General features: G+C 31.7%; 28 protein-coding genes. All 28 read left to right on the forward strand.

Annotated features, from left to right (window positions below; translation table 4 throughout):
- The first annotated feature begins 6 nt into the window (after positions 1-6).
- The 28 genes from rplB (at position 7) to ABNT63_RS02820 (ending at position 15,079) form a co-directional block, all read left to right on the forward strand.
- Positions 7-843: a 50S ribosomal protein L2 gene (rplB, locus tag ABNT63_RS02685; RefSeq protein WP_348736305.1), complete on the forward strand. Its 837-nt coding sequence runs from the start codon at positions 7-9 to the stop codon at positions 841-843.
- 83 nt (positions 844-926) lie between these two features.
- Positions 927-1,202: a 30S ribosomal protein S19 gene (gene rpsS, locus ABNT63_RS02690; RefSeq protein WP_348736306.1), complete on the forward strand. Its 276-nt coding sequence runs from the start codon at positions 927-929 to the stop codon at positions 1,200-1,202.
- Positions 1,203-1,230: 28 nt separating this feature from the next.
- Positions 1,231-1,569: a 50S ribosomal protein L22 gene (gene rplV, locus ABNT63_RS02695; RefSeq protein WP_348736307.1), complete on the forward strand. Its 339-nt coding sequence runs from the start codon at positions 1,231-1,233 to the stop codon at positions 1,567-1,569.
- A gap of 19 nt (positions 1,570-1,588) precedes the next feature.
- Positions 1,589-2,347, forward strand: coding sequence for a 30S ribosomal protein S3 (rpsC, locus tag ABNT63_RS02700; RefSeq protein WP_348736308.1), 759 nt, complete (start codon positions 1,589-1,591; stop codon positions 2,345-2,347).
- A complete protein-coding gene (rplP, locus tag ABNT63_RS02705) occupies positions 2,347-2,760 on the forward strand; it encodes a 50S ribosomal protein L16 (protein ID WP_004028429.1) in 414 nt (137 codons plus the stop codon). Before rpsC ends, rplP begins: the two co-directional genes overlap by 1 nt.
- Positions 2,761-2,763: 3 nt before the next feature.
- Positions 2,764-3,786: a 50S ribosomal protein L29 gene (rpmC, locus tag ABNT63_RS02710; protein ID WP_348736309.1), complete on the forward strand. Its 1,023-nt coding sequence runs from the start codon at positions 2,764-2,766 to the stop codon at positions 3,784-3,786.
- The gene (rpsQ, locus tag ABNT63_RS02715) at positions 3,770-4,030 is read left to right on the forward strand and encodes a 30S ribosomal protein S17 (RefSeq protein WP_338993069.1); all 261 of its coding nucleotides are present in this window, start codon (positions 3,770-3,772) and stop codon (positions 4,028-4,030) included. The genes rpmC and rpsQ overlap by 17 nt, the downstream gene beginning before the upstream one ends.
- Before the next feature lie 21 nt (positions 4,031-4,051).
- Positions 4,052-4,420: a 50S ribosomal protein L14 gene (gene rplN, locus ABNT63_RS02720; RefSeq protein WP_004028433.1), complete on the forward strand. Its 369-nt coding sequence runs from the start codon at positions 4,052-4,054 to the stop codon at positions 4,418-4,420.
- A gap of 10 nt (positions 4,421-4,430) precedes the next feature.
- Complete coding sequence (gene rplX, locus ABNT63_RS02725; protein WP_348736310.1) at positions 4,431-4,751, forward strand: 50S ribosomal protein L24; 321 nt, start codon at positions 4,431-4,433, stop codon at positions 4,749-4,751.
- A gap of 19 nt (positions 4,752-4,770) precedes the next feature.
- Positions 4,771-5,313 (forward strand): 50S ribosomal protein L5, encoded by a 543-nt coding sequence (gene rplE / locus ABNT63_RS02730; RefSeq protein ID WP_348736311.1) that lies wholly within the window; start codon positions 4,771-4,773, stop codon positions 5,311-5,313.
- Between the two features lie 13 nt (positions 5,314-5,326).
- The gene (locus ABNT63_RS02735; RefSeq protein ID WP_004028437.1) at positions 5,327-5,512 is read left to right on the forward strand and encodes a type Z 30S ribosomal protein S14; all 186 of its coding nucleotides are present in this window, start codon (positions 5,327-5,329) and stop codon (positions 5,510-5,512) included.
- A 19-nt stretch (positions 5,513-5,531) separates the two neighbouring features.
- A complete protein-coding gene (gene rpsH / locus ABNT63_RS02740) occupies positions 5,532-5,921 on the forward strand; it encodes a 30S ribosomal protein S8 (RefSeq protein ID WP_348736312.1) in 390 nt (129 codons plus the stop codon).
- Positions 5,922-5,945: 24 nt separating this feature from the next.
- Positions 5,946-6,485, forward strand: coding sequence for a 50S ribosomal protein L6 (gene rplF, locus ABNT63_RS02745; RefSeq protein WP_348736313.1), 540 nt, complete (start codon positions 5,946-5,948; stop codon positions 6,483-6,485).
- 21 nt (positions 6,486-6,506) lie between these two features.
- Positions 6,507-6,872, forward strand: a complete 366-nt coding sequence (gene rplR / locus ABNT63_RS02750; protein ID WP_126820583.1) for a 50S ribosomal protein L18 — start codon at positions 6,507-6,509, stop codon at positions 6,870-6,872.
- Positions 6,873-6,890: 18 nt separating this feature from the next.
- Positions 6,891-7,505 carry a 30S ribosomal protein S5 gene (gene rpsE, locus ABNT63_RS02755; RefSeq protein ID WP_348736314.1) on the forward strand — a complete coding sequence of 205 codons (615 nt, stop codon included), beginning with the start codon at positions 6,891-6,893 and terminating at the stop codon, positions 7,503-7,505.
- 12 nt (positions 7,506-7,517) lie between these two features.
- On the forward strand, positions 7,518-7,955 hold the full coding sequence (rplO, locus tag ABNT63_RS02760) for a 50S ribosomal protein L15 (RefSeq protein ID WP_348736315.1): 438 nt from the start codon (positions 7,518-7,520) through the stop codon (positions 7,953-7,955).
- Between the two features lie 26 nt (positions 7,956-7,981).
- A complete protein-coding gene (gene secY, locus ABNT63_RS02765; RefSeq protein WP_348737137.1) occupies positions 7,982-9,382 on the forward strand; it encodes a preprotein translocase subunit SecY in 1,401 nt (466 codons plus the stop codon).
- Positions 9,383-9,400: 18 nt separating this feature from the next.
- Positions 9,401-10,039 (forward strand): adenylate kinase, encoded by a 639-nt coding sequence (locus ABNT63_RS02770; RefSeq protein WP_348736316.1) that lies wholly within the window; start codon positions 9,401-9,403, stop codon positions 10,037-10,039.
- Positions 10,040-10,063: 24 nt separating this feature from the next.
- Positions 10,064-10,282: a translation initiation factor IF-1 gene (gene infA, locus ABNT63_RS02775; protein ID WP_004028446.1), complete on the forward strand. Its 219-nt coding sequence runs from the start codon at positions 10,064-10,066 to the stop codon at positions 10,280-10,282.
- A gap of 37 nt (positions 10,283-10,319) precedes the next feature.
- A complete protein-coding gene (rpmJ, locus tag ABNT63_RS02780; protein ID WP_348736317.1) occupies positions 10,320-10,433 on the forward strand; it encodes a 50S ribosomal protein L36 in 114 nt (37 codons plus the stop codon).
- Positions 10,434-10,450: 17 nt separating this feature from the next.
- Positions 10,451-10,816: a 30S ribosomal protein S13 gene (gene rpsM / locus ABNT63_RS02785; protein ID WP_348736318.1), complete on the forward strand. Its 366-nt coding sequence runs from the start codon at positions 10,451-10,453 to the stop codon at positions 10,814-10,816.
- Between the two features lie 18 nt (positions 10,817-10,834).
- A complete protein-coding gene (rpsK, locus tag ABNT63_RS02790; RefSeq protein WP_348736319.1) occupies positions 10,835-11,224 on the forward strand; it encodes a 30S ribosomal protein S11 in 390 nt (129 codons plus the stop codon).
- Between the two features lie 15 nt (positions 11,225-11,239).
- Positions 11,240-12,193 carry a DNA-directed RNA polymerase subunit alpha gene (locus tag ABNT63_RS02795; RefSeq protein WP_348736320.1) on the forward strand — a complete coding sequence of 318 codons (954 nt, stop codon included), beginning with the start codon at positions 11,240-11,242 and terminating at the stop codon, positions 12,191-12,193.
- Positions 12,194-12,208: 15 nt separating this feature from the next.
- Positions 12,209-12,568: a 50S ribosomal protein L17 gene (gene rplQ / locus ABNT63_RS02800; protein WP_348736321.1), complete on the forward strand. Its 360-nt coding sequence runs from the start codon at positions 12,209-12,211 to the stop codon at positions 12,566-12,568.
- Between the two features lie 979 nt (positions 12,569-13,547).
- Positions 13,548-13,832, forward strand: a complete 285-nt coding sequence (locus tag ABNT63_RS02805) for a hypothetical protein (RefSeq protein ID WP_338988664.1) — start codon at positions 13,548-13,550, stop codon at positions 13,830-13,832.
- Entirely contained in the window at positions 13,787-14,278 is a 492-nt protein-coding gene (locus tag ABNT63_RS02810) for a hypothetical protein (RefSeq protein WP_348736322.1), read from the forward strand. The genes ABNT63_RS02805 and ABNT63_RS02810 overlap by 46 nt, the downstream gene beginning before the upstream one ends.
- Positions 14,259-14,657, forward strand: coding sequence for a hypothetical protein (locus ABNT63_RS02815; protein WP_338991212.1), 399 nt, complete (start codon positions 14,259-14,261; stop codon positions 14,655-14,657). The genes ABNT63_RS02810 and ABNT63_RS02815 overlap by 20 nt, the downstream gene beginning before the upstream one ends.
- A gap of 11 nt (positions 14,658-14,668) precedes the next feature.
- On the forward strand, positions 14,669-15,079 hold the full coding sequence (locus ABNT63_RS02820) for a hypothetical protein (RefSeq protein WP_348735312.1): 411 nt from the start codon (positions 14,669-14,671) through the stop codon (positions 15,077-15,079).
- Positions 15,080-15,091 lie beyond the last annotated feature (12 nt).

Below are 15,091 nucleotides of genomic sequence, written 5' to 3' on the forward strand. Positions count from 1 at the left end.
ATAAAAATGCCAATTAAGAGTTTTAAACCAGTCACACCGAGTCGTCGTAATATGACGTCATTAGATTATTCCGTGTTGACAACTGATCGCCCGGAAAAATCATTAATTGAAACTCGGAAAAAACATGCTGGTCGTAATAACCAAGGAGTTATTACAACAAGACATAAAGGTGGCGGTCACAAAGTTAAATATCGTATTATTGACTTTAAACGTAATAAGGATAATATTATTGGAAAAATTGCAACAATTGAATATGATTCAAATCGTAATGCCTTTATTTGTTTAGTTAATTATGTTGATGGTGAAAAAAGATATATTTTAGCACCAAAAACCATCAAAGTTGGAATGCAAATTGTTAGTGGTGAAAAAACAGATATTAAAGTTGGAAACTGCATGAAATTAAAAAACATTCCAGAAGGGACTGTTCTACATAATTTAGAATTACGTCCAGGCAAAGGTGGACAATTAGCTCGTTCAGCTGGTTCATCAGTGCAATTATTAGGGAAAGATGAAGATGGTAAATATGTCACAATTCGATTAACATCAGGTGAAGTTCGTAAAGTTTTAGGAGAATGTCGAGCAACAGTTGGTGAAGTTGGAAACGAAGACTACGCCCTAGTAAATTGAGGAAAAGCAGGACGAAACCGCTGACGTGGAATTCGTCCAACTGTTCGTGGGTCAGTTATGAACCCAAATGATCACCCTCATGGTGGGGGAGAAGGTAAAGCTCCGGTTGGTCGAAAAGCACCAATGACACCATGAGGTAAAAAAGCATTAGGAGTGAAAACTCGTAACAAGAAAAAAGCTTCAACTAAATTAATCGTTAGAAGACGTACTAAATAATCTTGCTAATTAGGGTCAATCTGACAAATAATAGTTGAAAGTAAAAATCAAAATTAGAGAGATTATATATAGGAGGTAAAACAATGTCACGAAGTCTGAAAAAAGGGCCATTTGTTGATAAACATTTACAAAAAAAAGTTGAAGCATTAAATACTACGAATAAAAAAGAAGTTGTTAAAACTTGATCAAGAAGAAGCGTTATTTTCCCAGAATTTATTGGTCATACTTTTGCTGTTCACAATGGAAAAGAACATATTCCAGTTTATGTTACCGAAGATATGGTTGGTCATAAATTGGGAGAATTCTCACCAACAAGAAAATTTGGTGGACATGGCGATGATAAGAAGAAGAAAAAATAATTAAATTCAGAAAGTGAGTATTATATAAATGGATGTAAGAGCAAACTTAAGAAATATTAGAATATCGCCACGAAAAGTAAGACTAGTTACCGATTTAATTCGGAATAAAAAAGTGGGAGACGCAATAGTTATTCTTAACAACACAAACAAAAAATCATCAGTTCCAGTTCAAAAATTAGTTAAATCAGCGGTAGCAAATGCCGTTAATAATAATGGATTGGATGCTGATCTCTTATTTATTAAAGAAATCTTCGTTAACGAAGGACCAACATTAAAACGTTTCCGTCCGCGTGCACATGGGCGAGCATATGAAATATTGAAGAGAACAAGTCACATCACAGTTACTGTTAGTGATGGACAACAATAAGAAAGGAAGATAACAAGAGATGGGTCAAAAAGTTAGTCCAACAGGATTACGCGTTGGAGTTATTAAAACGTGAGATTCAAGATGATACGCTGAAAAGCAAGAATATGTCAAATGATTGCATCAAGATATCAAGATTAGAAAAGCTCTAATGAAAGAATTAAAAGGAGCAAGTGTTTCTAAAATTGAAATTGAACGAACAAAAAAAGAAATTGTTATCTTTATTAGAACTGCTCGTGTTGGTGTTGTCTTAGGACAAGAAGGAAAAAACATCGCAAAATTAGTAAAATTAGTACATGTTACAATTGGCGATCGTAAAATAGAAGTAAAAATTAATGTTGTTGAAATTAAAAACCCAGACACTGATGCACAATTAGTGGCAAATACCATTGCTGAACAGATTGTTAATCGTGCTTCATTTAGAAGTGTTCAAAAATTAGCAATTAAAAAAGCAATGAAAGCTGGAGCACAAGGAATTAAAACTTCCGTTTCAGGACGTTTAGGTGGTGTAGATATGGCACGAACAGAAGGATATACCGAAGGAACCGTACCATTAGCAACTTTACGTAGTGATATTGATTATGCTTTAGCCGAAGCTTTAACAACCTATGGCCAAATTGGAGTTAAAGTTTGAATTTGTAAGGGAGAAATCCTAAACAAAGAATTAGTTTCTACAAGTGATGAAAAACCAAAGTTTGAAAAACGTGACTTTAATCGTTCAAACAATAATCGTCGTGATCAAGGACCAAAATCACACCCTGCTGCTAAGGAGGCAAAATAATGTTATTACCAAAAAGAACAAAATATCGTCGTCCGCATCGTATTAAATATGAAGGAAAAGCAAAAGGAAATACGAAAGTAGATTTTGGAGAATTTGGATTAAAATCACTAGATGGAGCGTGAATTACAAACCGCCAAATTGAAGCAGCGCGGATTGCAATGACACGTTATATGAAACGTTGAGGAAAAGTTTGAATTAGAATTTTTCCTCATATGGCGAAAACAAAAAAACCATTAGAAGTTCGAATGGGTTCAGGAAAAGGTTCACCTGAAGAATGAGTAGCAGTTGTTAAAACAGGAACGGTCATGTTTGAAGTAGCAGGTGTTTCTGAAGAAACTGCCCGTGAAGCATTACGATTAGCAATGCATAAATTACCAGTAAGATGTAAGATTGTTAAAAAAGGAGAAGAGTAAGAGATGAATGATTTAACCAAAAAATCAGTTGAAGAATTGAAAAAACTGGAAGAAGAATCACGTGCTGAATTATTTGCGTTACGATTCCAATCAGCAATGGGGAATTTAGAAAAACCACATCGCATTGGGGAATTAAAAAAGCAAATTGCTCGTATTTTAACAATCTTATCTGCTCGTAAAAATGCTGGGGAAAACACCGCAATTAATGTTAAAGTTAATTTAAATGAAACATATGCGAAAATTGAAAAAGAATCACAAGCATTTGCAAAACAACGCAAGGCAAAAATTGAGAAAATGATGGCTGAGCAACAAGCTGCTGAAGGAGAAATGCCAAGTTTAATGGATTTACCATTAAATGACGCAATGGACTTAACAGAAGAAGCTGTTGTTTCAACAATAGGAGAAGCAAATGTTCTTGATGAACAAAAAACACCAGTTGCGGCAAAGAAACCAGCCGGTGGGAAAGAATCTCCTAAGAAAAAAGTTATTGGGGAAGAAAAATTGACAACTGGAAAAGCAGTTACATCAGCTGTGAAAAAAGCCTCAGTGGCTAAAAAAGATGTTGTACAAGAAACTAAAACTGATAAAGATACAACATTAAAAACTTTAATTAAAGAAAAAGCTGCGGCAAAGAAATCAGCAGCAAAAAGTAAAACAACACCAAGCGACAAAACAATAGTAACTGTTAAATCAGTTACTTCGGCTAAAGTAGACATTGAAGTACCAAAAGGAACAAAAAAAGCAGAGCCAACTAAGACAACTAAAAAAACAACTGAACTTAATGCAAAAGAAAAATTAGCAGCAATTAAAAGTTCTGTTGCGATGGGTGGCACTGCAAAAGGGCGTGATTCAGGAGTTAAAATTGATTTAGAATTAAAAACAAAAGACCCTAACGCAAAAGAATATACTTATGGTACAAATTGAAAAGAAAATCGTGATAAAATCTTAACCACTGGTAAAACAACAAAAAAAGCCGATGACAAAACAACTAAGAAAGGGACAGAAAAAAATAATGGAAAGAAATAGTCGTAAAGTCTTACAAGGACGTGTTATTTCAGATAAAGCTGAAAAAACAATTACTGTTTTAGTTGAAACATATAAAAACCACCCCTTATATAAAAAACGTGTAAAGTATTCAAAAAAATATTTAGCACATGATGAACAAAATCAAGCCCATATTGGAGATAAAGTAAGCATTATGGAAACGCGTCCTTTATCAAAAACTAAACACTTTCGTCTAATTCAAGTTATTGAAAAAGCAATTGGTTAGTAAGAAGAGAATAATAAAAAAATGATCCAACAAGAATCAAGATTAAAAGTTGCTGATAACTCTGGGGCAAAAGAAGTGTTAGTAATTAAAAATTTGGGTGGTTCATGACGAAAGTTTACTAATATTGGGGATATCGTTGTATGTACAATTAAAAAAGCAACCCCTGGTGGAATTGTTAAAAAAGGACAAGTTGTTAAAGCGGTTATCGTGCGTACTAAACGTGGTTTAAAACGAAGTGATGGAACACAAATTCAATTTTCAGAAAATGCTGTAGTATTAATTAAAGATGATAAAAACCCACGTGGAACACGGATTTTTGGGCCAATCGCCCGGGAAGTTAAAGATGCTGGTTTTGTAAAAATTGCATCATTAGCACCAGAAGTATTATAGGAGACTATTTATGAATAAAGTTAAATTTAAAAAAGGTGACTTAGTGAAAGTTATAGCCGGAAAATATAAAGGAACAGAAGGTCCAATCATTAGTGTCTTACGTGAAAAAAGTCGTGTGGTAATTGAAGGGATTACAAATATTAAACATGTGAAACCTTCACAAGATAACACTGAAGGAGGAATTCAACAAGTTCCCGCTTCAGTTCATATTTCAAATGTTGCATTAATTGATCCAAAAAATAAAAAAGAAATTACTAAAATTAGTTATCAAATTGCTGATAATGGTAAAAAAGTTCGCATTGCTCGTAAGTCAAAAGCGCATTTAGCATAGAAAGGAATAATGATTAATAATGAATGTTAATTTAGAAAAAAAATATAAGAATACAATTGTTAAAGAATTATTCAAAGAGCAAGGTTTTCAATCAATAATGCAAGTTCCTGTTGTTAAAAAAATTGTTGTTAACATGGGAGCTGGGGATGCAACACAAAATAGTAAAGTAATTGAAGATATTACAAATGAATTAGCATTAATAACTGGGTTACGACCAGTTGTTACCAAAGCTAAAGGTTCAATTGCTTCCTTTAAATTACGTGAAGGAATGCCAATTGGAACAAAAGTTACTTTACGTGGGAAAAAAATGTATCAGTTTTTAGATAAACTAATCAACATTGTTTTACCACGAGTAAGAGATTTCCGTGGGCTTAATAAAAATGCCTTTGATGGGCGTGGAAATTATACATTAGGAATTAAAGAACAAATTATTTTCCCTGAAATTGACTATGATAAAGTTAAAAGAGTACGGGGAATGGATATTACAATTGTCACAAGTGCAACAAATGATGCTGATGCTCGAGCATTATTAAGCAAAATGGGAATGCCATTTAAAAAATAGGAGGAAAGAAGATATGGCCAAAAAATCATTAAAAGTTAAACAACAATGCCATCCAAAATTCAAGGTAAGAGGTTATACTCGATGTGGAAACTGTGGACGACCTCATGCTGTGTTACGTAAATTTGATTTATGTCGTTTATGCTTTAGAAATTTAGCAAGTAAAGGACAAATTCCTGGGGTTAGAAAAGCTTCATGATAGAAAGAGAGACTAATTAATTATGATGATTGATACAATCGCTGATATGTTAACAAGAATTCGCAATGCTAATCAACGTTTACACAAAAGTGTAAAAATGCCGTCAAGTAAAATGAAAGTAAGAATTGCTGAGATTTTGAAAGAAGAAGGCTATGTCGAAGACTTTAAAGTATCAGGAGATATTAAAAAAGACTTAACGTTAACTTTAAAGTATAAAGGTAAAACAAAAGTTATTTCAGGATTAAAACGAATCTCAAAACCAGGTTTAAGAGTTTATGTAACCGTTGAAGAAGTACCTCAAGTTTTAAATGGGATGGGAATTGCAATTATTTCAACAAACCAAGGAATTATGACAGACAAAGCAGCAAAACAATCTCACTTAGGTGGGGAAGTTATTGCTTATGTGTGATAGAAATATTTAAAGGAGAGCAAAACAATGTCTCGAATTGGTAATAGAGAGTTAAAAATTCCAGTTGGTGTTGAAGTAACAATTCAACCAAATAATGTTATTGTAAAAGGCGCAAAAGGACAATTAGAACAAGCAATTCCAAGTGTTATTACTGTTGCTGCCAAAGAAGGTGTTGTGACAACAACTAGAGCAAATGATGTGAAACATAGTAAGCAATTACATGGAACAATTAATTCTTTAATTCAAGGAATGTTAAAAGGTGTCAGCAAAGGTTTCAAAAAAGAATTAGAAATTAATGGAGTAGGGTATCGTGCGGCGTTAGCTGGTGATAAGTTAACGTTAAGTTTAGGATATTCTCATTCAATTGAATATAAAATTCCGCAAGGAATTACAATTACACTTCCAAAACCAACACAAATTATTGTAGAAGGAATTTCAAAACAATTAGTTGGGGAAGTAGCTGCAAACATCAGAAATTATCGTAAGCCAGAACCTTACAAAGGTAAAGGAGTTAAATACAAAAACGAACAGATTATCCGTAAAGAAGGAAAATCTGCTGGTAAATAGCAGAAGAAAGGAATATCAACAATGGCAAATTTACAAAGTCAAAGTCGTAGTGCAAAACGAAAAAGAAGACATTTTCGTGTTCGTGCCAAAATTAATGGTACAACAGCTGTTCCTCGTTTAAATGTGTTTAAATCAAATGGGCATTTTTATGCTCAATTAATTGATGATGTGAAGCAAAAAACAATTGTTGCAGCCTCAACATTAAAAATGGCTGGTTTAAAATCAACAAGCAATATTGCAGCGGCAGAAAAAGTTGGCGCTGAAATTGCAAAAAAAGCACTTGATAAAAAAGTTACAACGGTAGTATTTGATCGCGGTGGATATTTATACCATGGCAAAGTAAAAGCATTTGCAGAGGCTGCTCGTAAAGCAGGACTGAAATTTTAAAAGGAGCAATAAGAAGATATGGCAGAGAATAAAACAGATTTAAAACCAAATACAGGAAACTCAGCTCAACCAGCAGCAAAAAAAGAAGGACCACAACATAATTTTCGGCAAGGCAATCAACGTTTTGAACGTAATAATGATCGTCGTGGTGATGAAAATATGTTTGAAGAAAAAGTCGTAACAATTCGTCGGGTTACTAAAGTAACAAAAGGAGGACGTCATTTCCGCTTTGCGGCAGTTGTTGTGATTGGTGATAAAAAAGGTCGCGTTGGTTTTGGGACTGGAAAAGCAAACGAAGTTCCTGATGCAATCAAAAAAGCAATTAAAGAGGCAAAAAAACAATTAGTAAAAGTGCCACTAGTGGGAACAACTGTTCCACATGAAGTTATTGGTCATTTTGGAGCAGGAAAAGTATTAATTAAACCAGCTCGCAAAGGGACAGGAGTTATTGCTGGAGGACCAGCCCGAGCTGTGATTGAATTAGCAGGTTTAGCAGATGTTTATACAAAATCATTAGGATCAAATACCCCAATTAATATGATTCGTGCAACATTAGATTGTTTAAGTAATTTACGAACAATTGATCAAATTGCAAAATTACGTGGTAAAACCGTAGAAGAGTTACAAGGATAAGAGGACAGAACAATGAAATTAAACGGATTACAGTATACTGATGGATCTCGTCATAGTAAGAAACGACTAGGACGAGGAACTTCATCAGGATTAGGAAAAACAGCTGGTAAAGGACATAAAGGGCAAAATGCCCGCACCGGTGGTGGTGTTCGCCCTGGATTTGAAGGGGGACAAACTCCTATCTTCCGTCGTTTACCAAAGGTTGGTTTTACTAATTTAACAACCAAAAAATATGTCTTATTAAACTTAAGTGATTTGGAAAAATTAGGATTGAATGAAATTAACCATCAAACATTAGTTGCCCAAAAAGTGCTAAAAAATGAAAAAGAATTAATTAAAATCTTAGGTAATGGTACAATATCTAAGAGTGTTAATGTTAAAGTTAACAAAGTTTCGCAAACTGCAAAAACAGCAATTGAAAAAGCTGGAGGAAAAGTGGAGGTAATATAGTGAAAACTAAAGCGAAAAAAAGAAAAATGACTCGCCATAATCGCGATGTTGACATTGTTAAATCATCAAACTTTTTTGTTAAAAATAAAGATTTGATTAAACGAATTTGTTTTACTTTATTAATTTTAGTTTTAATTCGTTTAGGTAGTTATTTAACAGTCCCAGGCGTAAAAATTTCACCTGACTTTCAAGATTTATCAAACAATGATCAGTTCTTTAGTTTGATTTCAATGTTAGGAGGAGGAACGCTTGGAAAGTTTTCAATTTTAGCTTTAGGAGTATCACCATATATTACTGCTTCGATTATTGTACAGTTATTATCAACTGATGTAATTCCGCCTTTATCACGCTGAGCAAAAAGTGGAGAACGTGGGCGGAAAAAATTAGATCGCTTAACAAAGTGATTAACAATTCCATTTGCAATTATGCAAGTAATTGCCACAATTTTTACTATGGCAAACCAAGGCATTATTTCTCCAAAATGAGATTCATCTGATTTTGGAACGGGAAGTCCAATCTTTTATTATACATTAGTTCCAACCGCTTTAATTGCAGGAACAATGTTAATGCTTTGATTAGCAGATCAAATGACAATTAGAGGGATTGGTAATGGGGTCTCATTAATTATTTTTGCTGGAATTGTTGCGCAATTACCAAATAATTTACAAACAACTTTTAAATTTTGAATTTCAGGACAAGAAGACATTAACTTATTATTTGATGGAATTTTAAAATTCCTAGTGTATGTTGTAATGTTCTTATTAGTGGTTTTATTTGTTGTAATGTTAAATGAATCAGAACGGAAATTGCCAATTCAGCAAACAGGAAGTGGTTTGATATCTGGAAATGAAGAAACCCGCCCCTTCTTACCATTAAAAATTAATTCCGCTGGAGTTATTCCCGTAATTTTTGCCTCGGCATTAATTTCAGCCCCAATTACTGTTGCACAGATTATTAGTATAAGTAATCCAAATAATGGTTTTGTGCAATTTACCAATAATTATTTATCGTTTAGTACATGACCAGGAATTATTATTTATGCAATTTTAACAATTTTATTTACTTTCTTATATTCACAAGTACAAATGAATCCTGAAAAAATTGCTGAGAATTTTCAGAAGGCCGGAACCTTTATTCCTGGTGTTCGCCCTGGGAAAGAAACTGAAAAATACATTAAGGGAACAATTAACCGTTTAAGTATTTTAGGGTCAGTCTTTTTGGCGGCAATTGCAATTTTACCTTATGTGATTAGTAAATTAACAGCTTTACCAAGTGCATTAGCAATTGGAGGAACAGGATTAATTATTATGGTATCAGTCGCATTAGAAACAATGCGTCAAGTTAAAGGACGAATTACGCAACAAGCGTTTATTGATAAAAAGTCGCAACAATTAACGGATGATACTAAAGATTCATATTTATGATAGAAAGCCAGAGGAAAGTTAATGCGAAATTTTATTTTGTTAGGAGCTCCTGGTAGTGGAAAAGGAACCCAATCAGACCATTTAGTTAAAAAGTTTGGTTTTACGCATATTTCAACCGGTAATATTATTCGTGATAATATTAAGCAAAACACACCATTAGGTATTTTGTGTCAACAGTATGCTGACCAGGGAAAATTAGTTCCTGATGATATTATGATTCAAATGGTTGAAAATCATTTACAAACAGTAACTGGTGATTTAATTTGAGATGGTTTTCCGCGCACAATTGCGCAAGCAAAAAAATTAGATCAATTATTGCAAAAACTAAATAGCAAGGTTGATCATACATTATATTTTGAAATTGATGAATCAAAGTTAATCGAACGAATTACGGGACGTTTAACTTGTCCAACTTGTGGACGAACATATCATAAAACAGCAGTGCCCCCAAAAGTGACATGAGTTTGTGATGATGATCAAACCCCATTAGTACAACGTAAAGATGATAATGAAGAAAAAATTAAAATTAGATTAGCGGAATATCATGCTGATACTGCACCGTTAATTGAATATTATTTAAATCAGCAAGTATTAACCGTTATTGATGCTGATATGGAAGGAAATGCTGTCTGAGACCAAATTATGGCAGTTTTAAAATAATGGAGATTGGAGGTAATAGATAAAATGGCCAAAACTGATTTATTAGAAGTACAAGGAACAATTTTAGAAGTATTACCAAATACAATGTTTAAGGTGCAATTAGAAAATGGTGCAACTATTTTAGCTCACGTTTCGGGTAAAATCCGGATGAATTACATTCGCATTTTACCCGGCGATACAGTAGTTGTTGAAATGTCACCTTATGACTTAGAACGTGGGCGTATTGTTTTTAGACATAAATAAACAAAATAACAAAAATTTTGGTAAAGGAGAATACACGATGAAAGTAAGATCATCAGTTAAAAAAATCTGCGACAAATGTCGTGTAATTAAAAGAAAAAGGCGTGTGATGATAATTTGTTCACAGCCAAAACATAAACAACGACAAGGTTAAAAAGGGAGGAAAAGAACATGGCACGTATTGGCGGAGTAGATATTCCAAATGATAAGCGCGTAGTAATTGCGTTAACATATATTTATGGAATTGGAAAACCACAATCACAACAAATTTTAAAAGAAGCAAAAATATCAGAAGATATTCGTGTGAAAGATTTATCAGAAGATGAATTAACAACAATTAGAAATGAAATTGCCAAATTAAAAACCGAAGGAGACTTACGACGTGAAATTGCTTTGAATATTAAACGTTTAATGGAAATTGGTAGTTATCGTGGAATGCGTCATCGTAAAAGTTTGCCAGCACGCGGACAGTCGTCAAAGCAAAATGCACGAACAGTTAAAGGACCACGTAAAACAGTTGCTAATAAGAAAAAATAGTAGATAAGGAGAACAATTATGGCTGTTAGAAAAAAAACGAATAAGAAAAAAGTTAAAAAAAATGTCCTAAAAGGAATTGCACATATTCATTCAACTTTCAATAATACAATTGTTACCCTTTCTAATGAAGCGGGTAATGTCATTTCATGAGCATCAGCAGGAGCAATGGGTTTTAAAGGAAGTAAGAAGTCAACTCCTTATGCTGCCCAAATGGTTGCTGAAGCAGCTGGAAAAGCAAGCCAAGAACACGGAATGAGTAGTGTTCAAGTTGAAGTAAAAGGGCCAGGCCCAGGGCGTGATGCTGCGGTACGGAGCATTCAAGCAATTGGATTAGAAATCACTTCAATTAAAGATGTAACGCCAATTCCTCACAATGGGGCACGCCCACCAAAAAGACCAAGAGGATAGGAGAAAGATTAGGCGATGAAACAATTTATTAGACCAGAATTTAAATTACAAGCAGAAGATAAAGCCAATAATTACGGAAAATTTTTAGTTGAACCGTTAGAACGAGGATTTGGTGTTACATTAGGAAATGCGATACGTCGAACATTACTATCAGCAACACCAGGAGCCGCTGTTTTTGCTGTTCGAATTAAAGGTGCCTCGCATGAATTTACTGCTATTCCCGGTGTTGTTGAACATGTTACAAAAATAATTTTAAATATTAAAAATTTAGTATTAAAAATTAATCAAGATATTATTCCAGATGGAGAATCAGTAATTTTAAAAGTAGTTTCTTCAAAAGAAGGAGAAATTTACGCAAGAGATTTAGTTGTCCCAACTGGAGTAGAAGTTATTAATGGTGATTTATTATTAGCAACAATTGCTAAAGGTGGAGAATTATACTTGGAGCTACATGCTCGTAATTCACGTGGGTATAAATCATTTACAGATAATAAAAAAGAAAAGAAATATGCTGATTTAATTGTAATTGATTCAAATTATTGTCCAATTAAGCGTGTGGCATATAATGTTGAACCAACAAAGGTGGGGAAAAATGCTGACTTAGAAAAATTAGAATTAGAAATTCAAACTGATAGTTCAATTACACCAGTTAACGCTGTTGCAATGGCAGCAAAAGTTATTACTGAGCATTTAGAATTCTTTGTTAACTTGAATGAAGCAATTAAAGCAACCCAAATTATTTCATCTGAAGCAGAAGCGGAAGAAGATGAATTAGATCGTAGCATTGATGAACTAGAGTTTACGCAACGTTCACAAAATTGTTTAAAAAGAGCAAAAATTGATACTTTACGTGATTTAATTTCAAAATCAGAAAATGAAATTCAAGAAATTAGAAACTTAGGGAAAAAATCATTAACAGAAATTAAAGATAAAGTGGCCCAATTAGGTTTACACTTTCGACGTGATTAAGAGAGGTGAAAAAGGATGTCATACCAACAAAAAAGAGGGAAAAATACTGCATGAAGAAATGGCTTAATGCGTAATTTAGCAACCGAATTAATTATTAATGAACGGTTGGAAGTAACAGAAACACGTGCCAAAGAATTACGCCGTCATTTTGATAAATTAGTTACACTAGGAAAACGACAAGATTTACATGCTCGTCGTCGTGCTGCTAGTTTTTTACGTGATATTGAGGCAAATGAAAAGGAAACCGCATTACAAAAATTATTTAATGGCATTGCCAAAAAATATAAAACTCGTAATGGTGGTTATACACGCATTTTAAAATTAGATAATCGTAAAGGAGATAATGCTCCGATGGTGATTATTGAATTAGTCTAACCAAAAAAAACTAACTGTTGTGTCATTAGTTTTTTTTTTTTTTTAAAATGTGTAAATTGTAAATGCAAATGTAGCACTTTATTGAAAAAGAATAAAGTGTTTTTTATTTTGTAAAAAATACTTATATTTATTGGATTAATCGTTAGATAGTATCTTTTACACTTAATAAAATATGTTTTTTCAGAAAAATCCATCCTTTCTTTTCTTAAAAAATTTTGAATAATTGTTTTATTTAGTTGTTAGTTAATTGTTAAATATAATTACTAAAAAATATATTTAATAAACAAAGAATTAAAAAAGATAATGAGATAAAAAAATAAAGATATTATCTAACGATTAATCCAAAATTCAATCTTTAAAACTTAATATTTTTTGATGCTTAAAGATGGATAACTCATCTATGGCACGAAGCCTTAAAGAAAGTGTGAAAGCGATTGGATTTACTACTCCTATTTATTTTTTTAATTCTCGGCAAGATTAATCACTTGCGAAATGTCAGAGCATGTGTTTTTTGGTTTGTTTTCATAAAAAGAGTGTTGTTAAACCAAAAAAAACAATATCGGACACTAAAAAAACAAGAGGGTTGGAACTCCAAAAGGTTATTTTCTTTATATAAAGTTGTGTAGGGATGGATGAAGCGTAATTAATAACTGGGTAAACTTTTTTTTTTTTTTGTTTATTTCCGTATGGGAGTAAACTCTATCAAAATATCCTATTCCCCCGCTCCACTTTGAAGGTGAGCGGGGGAATAGGAATTAAATTAAATATTAAAATAAATTATTTACTAAATATCAAAATATTAACCAATAAAGGAATATTATGTTTTTTTTACAGAAAGGAAAATATTTGATGAAAAAATGAAATAAAAAAATTAAAAATAAATTACAAGAATTAATGATACGAGCTTATCTGGTAACAGTAAATGATATTAATGATGAAATTTGAGCAACAAATGAAAAGAATTAAGGAGTATAGATAAATGACAGAATATAAAAGTAAATATATTAATAAAACTTGAAATGAAATAACAACATCATTTGATTGAGTTAATTGTCAACCTATTAATTGTCGTATTTCACATCATAAAAAGCATTATGATTTGCAATGTTTAGAATGAGCCAAAATGTACTTAAATTTATTTAAAGACAAGTGAGATGTTATTGTTTCATATATGCAATATTATAAAATTAACGATATTTTAGATTTAGCATCCGATGGATGAAAAATATTACAAATTGACAAAAAAATAAAACAAATAAATTAAAATATATTATTGCAATTGACCCTGCTGGAATTGGACAAACTGGTATTATTATTTATAATGTTTTGCAAAAGAAAATAATTAATAATATTACTTTTAATTCCAAAAATGAAGAAGAAGCAATAAATAATATGTATTTAATATTAAATGAGTTTAAAAATAAAATTTGTTCTTATTTAAATAAAGTTATTGTAATAATTGAAGATTATCAACTTCATAAGGGTTTAAAAATAAAAAATCCATTATCTACTCCTAAATTTATTGGTGGTTTAAAAGTTTTATGCAAATATCTATTTAATTTAAATTATGTTTTACAATCACCAGTCATTAAGAAAAATTATATTTATAAAGGAAATATTAAAATGTCAGAGCACGAACACGATGCTTGAAAACATTTACAGTATTTTTTAGCAAAAGGAGTTGATAAAAATGGCACAAACAAAAAGTAATTTACCTAAAAAATCAATAACTAATAAACCTAAAATAAAAAATAAAAAAGTTAATAAGTTAGAATTAACTGTTAGATTACATGAAAATCCGATTAAAACTAAGATTAAGGCACTGGTTGCTGGTGGTGTTGAAGTTGATGCTTGTTCGGCTAAATGTCAGTGAGAAGGATTAAATTACTCAACATTATCAATATATAACCCATCTATTTTAACTGAGTTTTTGAAATTAAAAAAAGATGATGAGATAAAAATTAAAGGCTCAGTATTTAATCAGTTAAATATAAAAACTAAACGCTATTTTTTGTCTTTTAGAGTAGACAGTTTTGAAATTATACAAAAAGCGATTAGAAAAAGAACAAATACAAATATTAAAAAATAGGAGGAAAAACAATGGCATTAAAAAATGTAAAATATGTTTTTATTAATGAAAATAGTGAACCTATTAAAAATGAAGATGGTAGTTTAGATATTAAAACTGCTGAAATTATTTTAGAAAATACTGCTGAAGTTGAAGAATTTAATGCAATTAATTTAGAAAATAGTAATCAGCAAATCAACGAACTACAAACAAAAAATACTGAATTAACTTCACAAATTAAACAACAAACAATTCAATTAAAACAAATTGAAGTAATTGACTTTATTAATTCTTTAACTGATAATGAAGAATTTAAAAATGTTTTATTAAAGTCTTATGATATTACTGATGATATTGAAATCATTAAAACACAATTGCAAAGTGTGTATGATGAATTAATTAAGGTACAAACAGTTAATACTGGTGGCGTACCAAAAGTATAAAACAAAGAAAAC

The sequence above is a fragment of the Spiroplasma endosymbiont of Ammophila pubescens genome, from assembly GCF_964020965.1.
GTDB lineage: Bacteria > Bacillota_I > Bacilli_A > Mycoplasmatales > Mycoplasmataceae > Spiroplasma.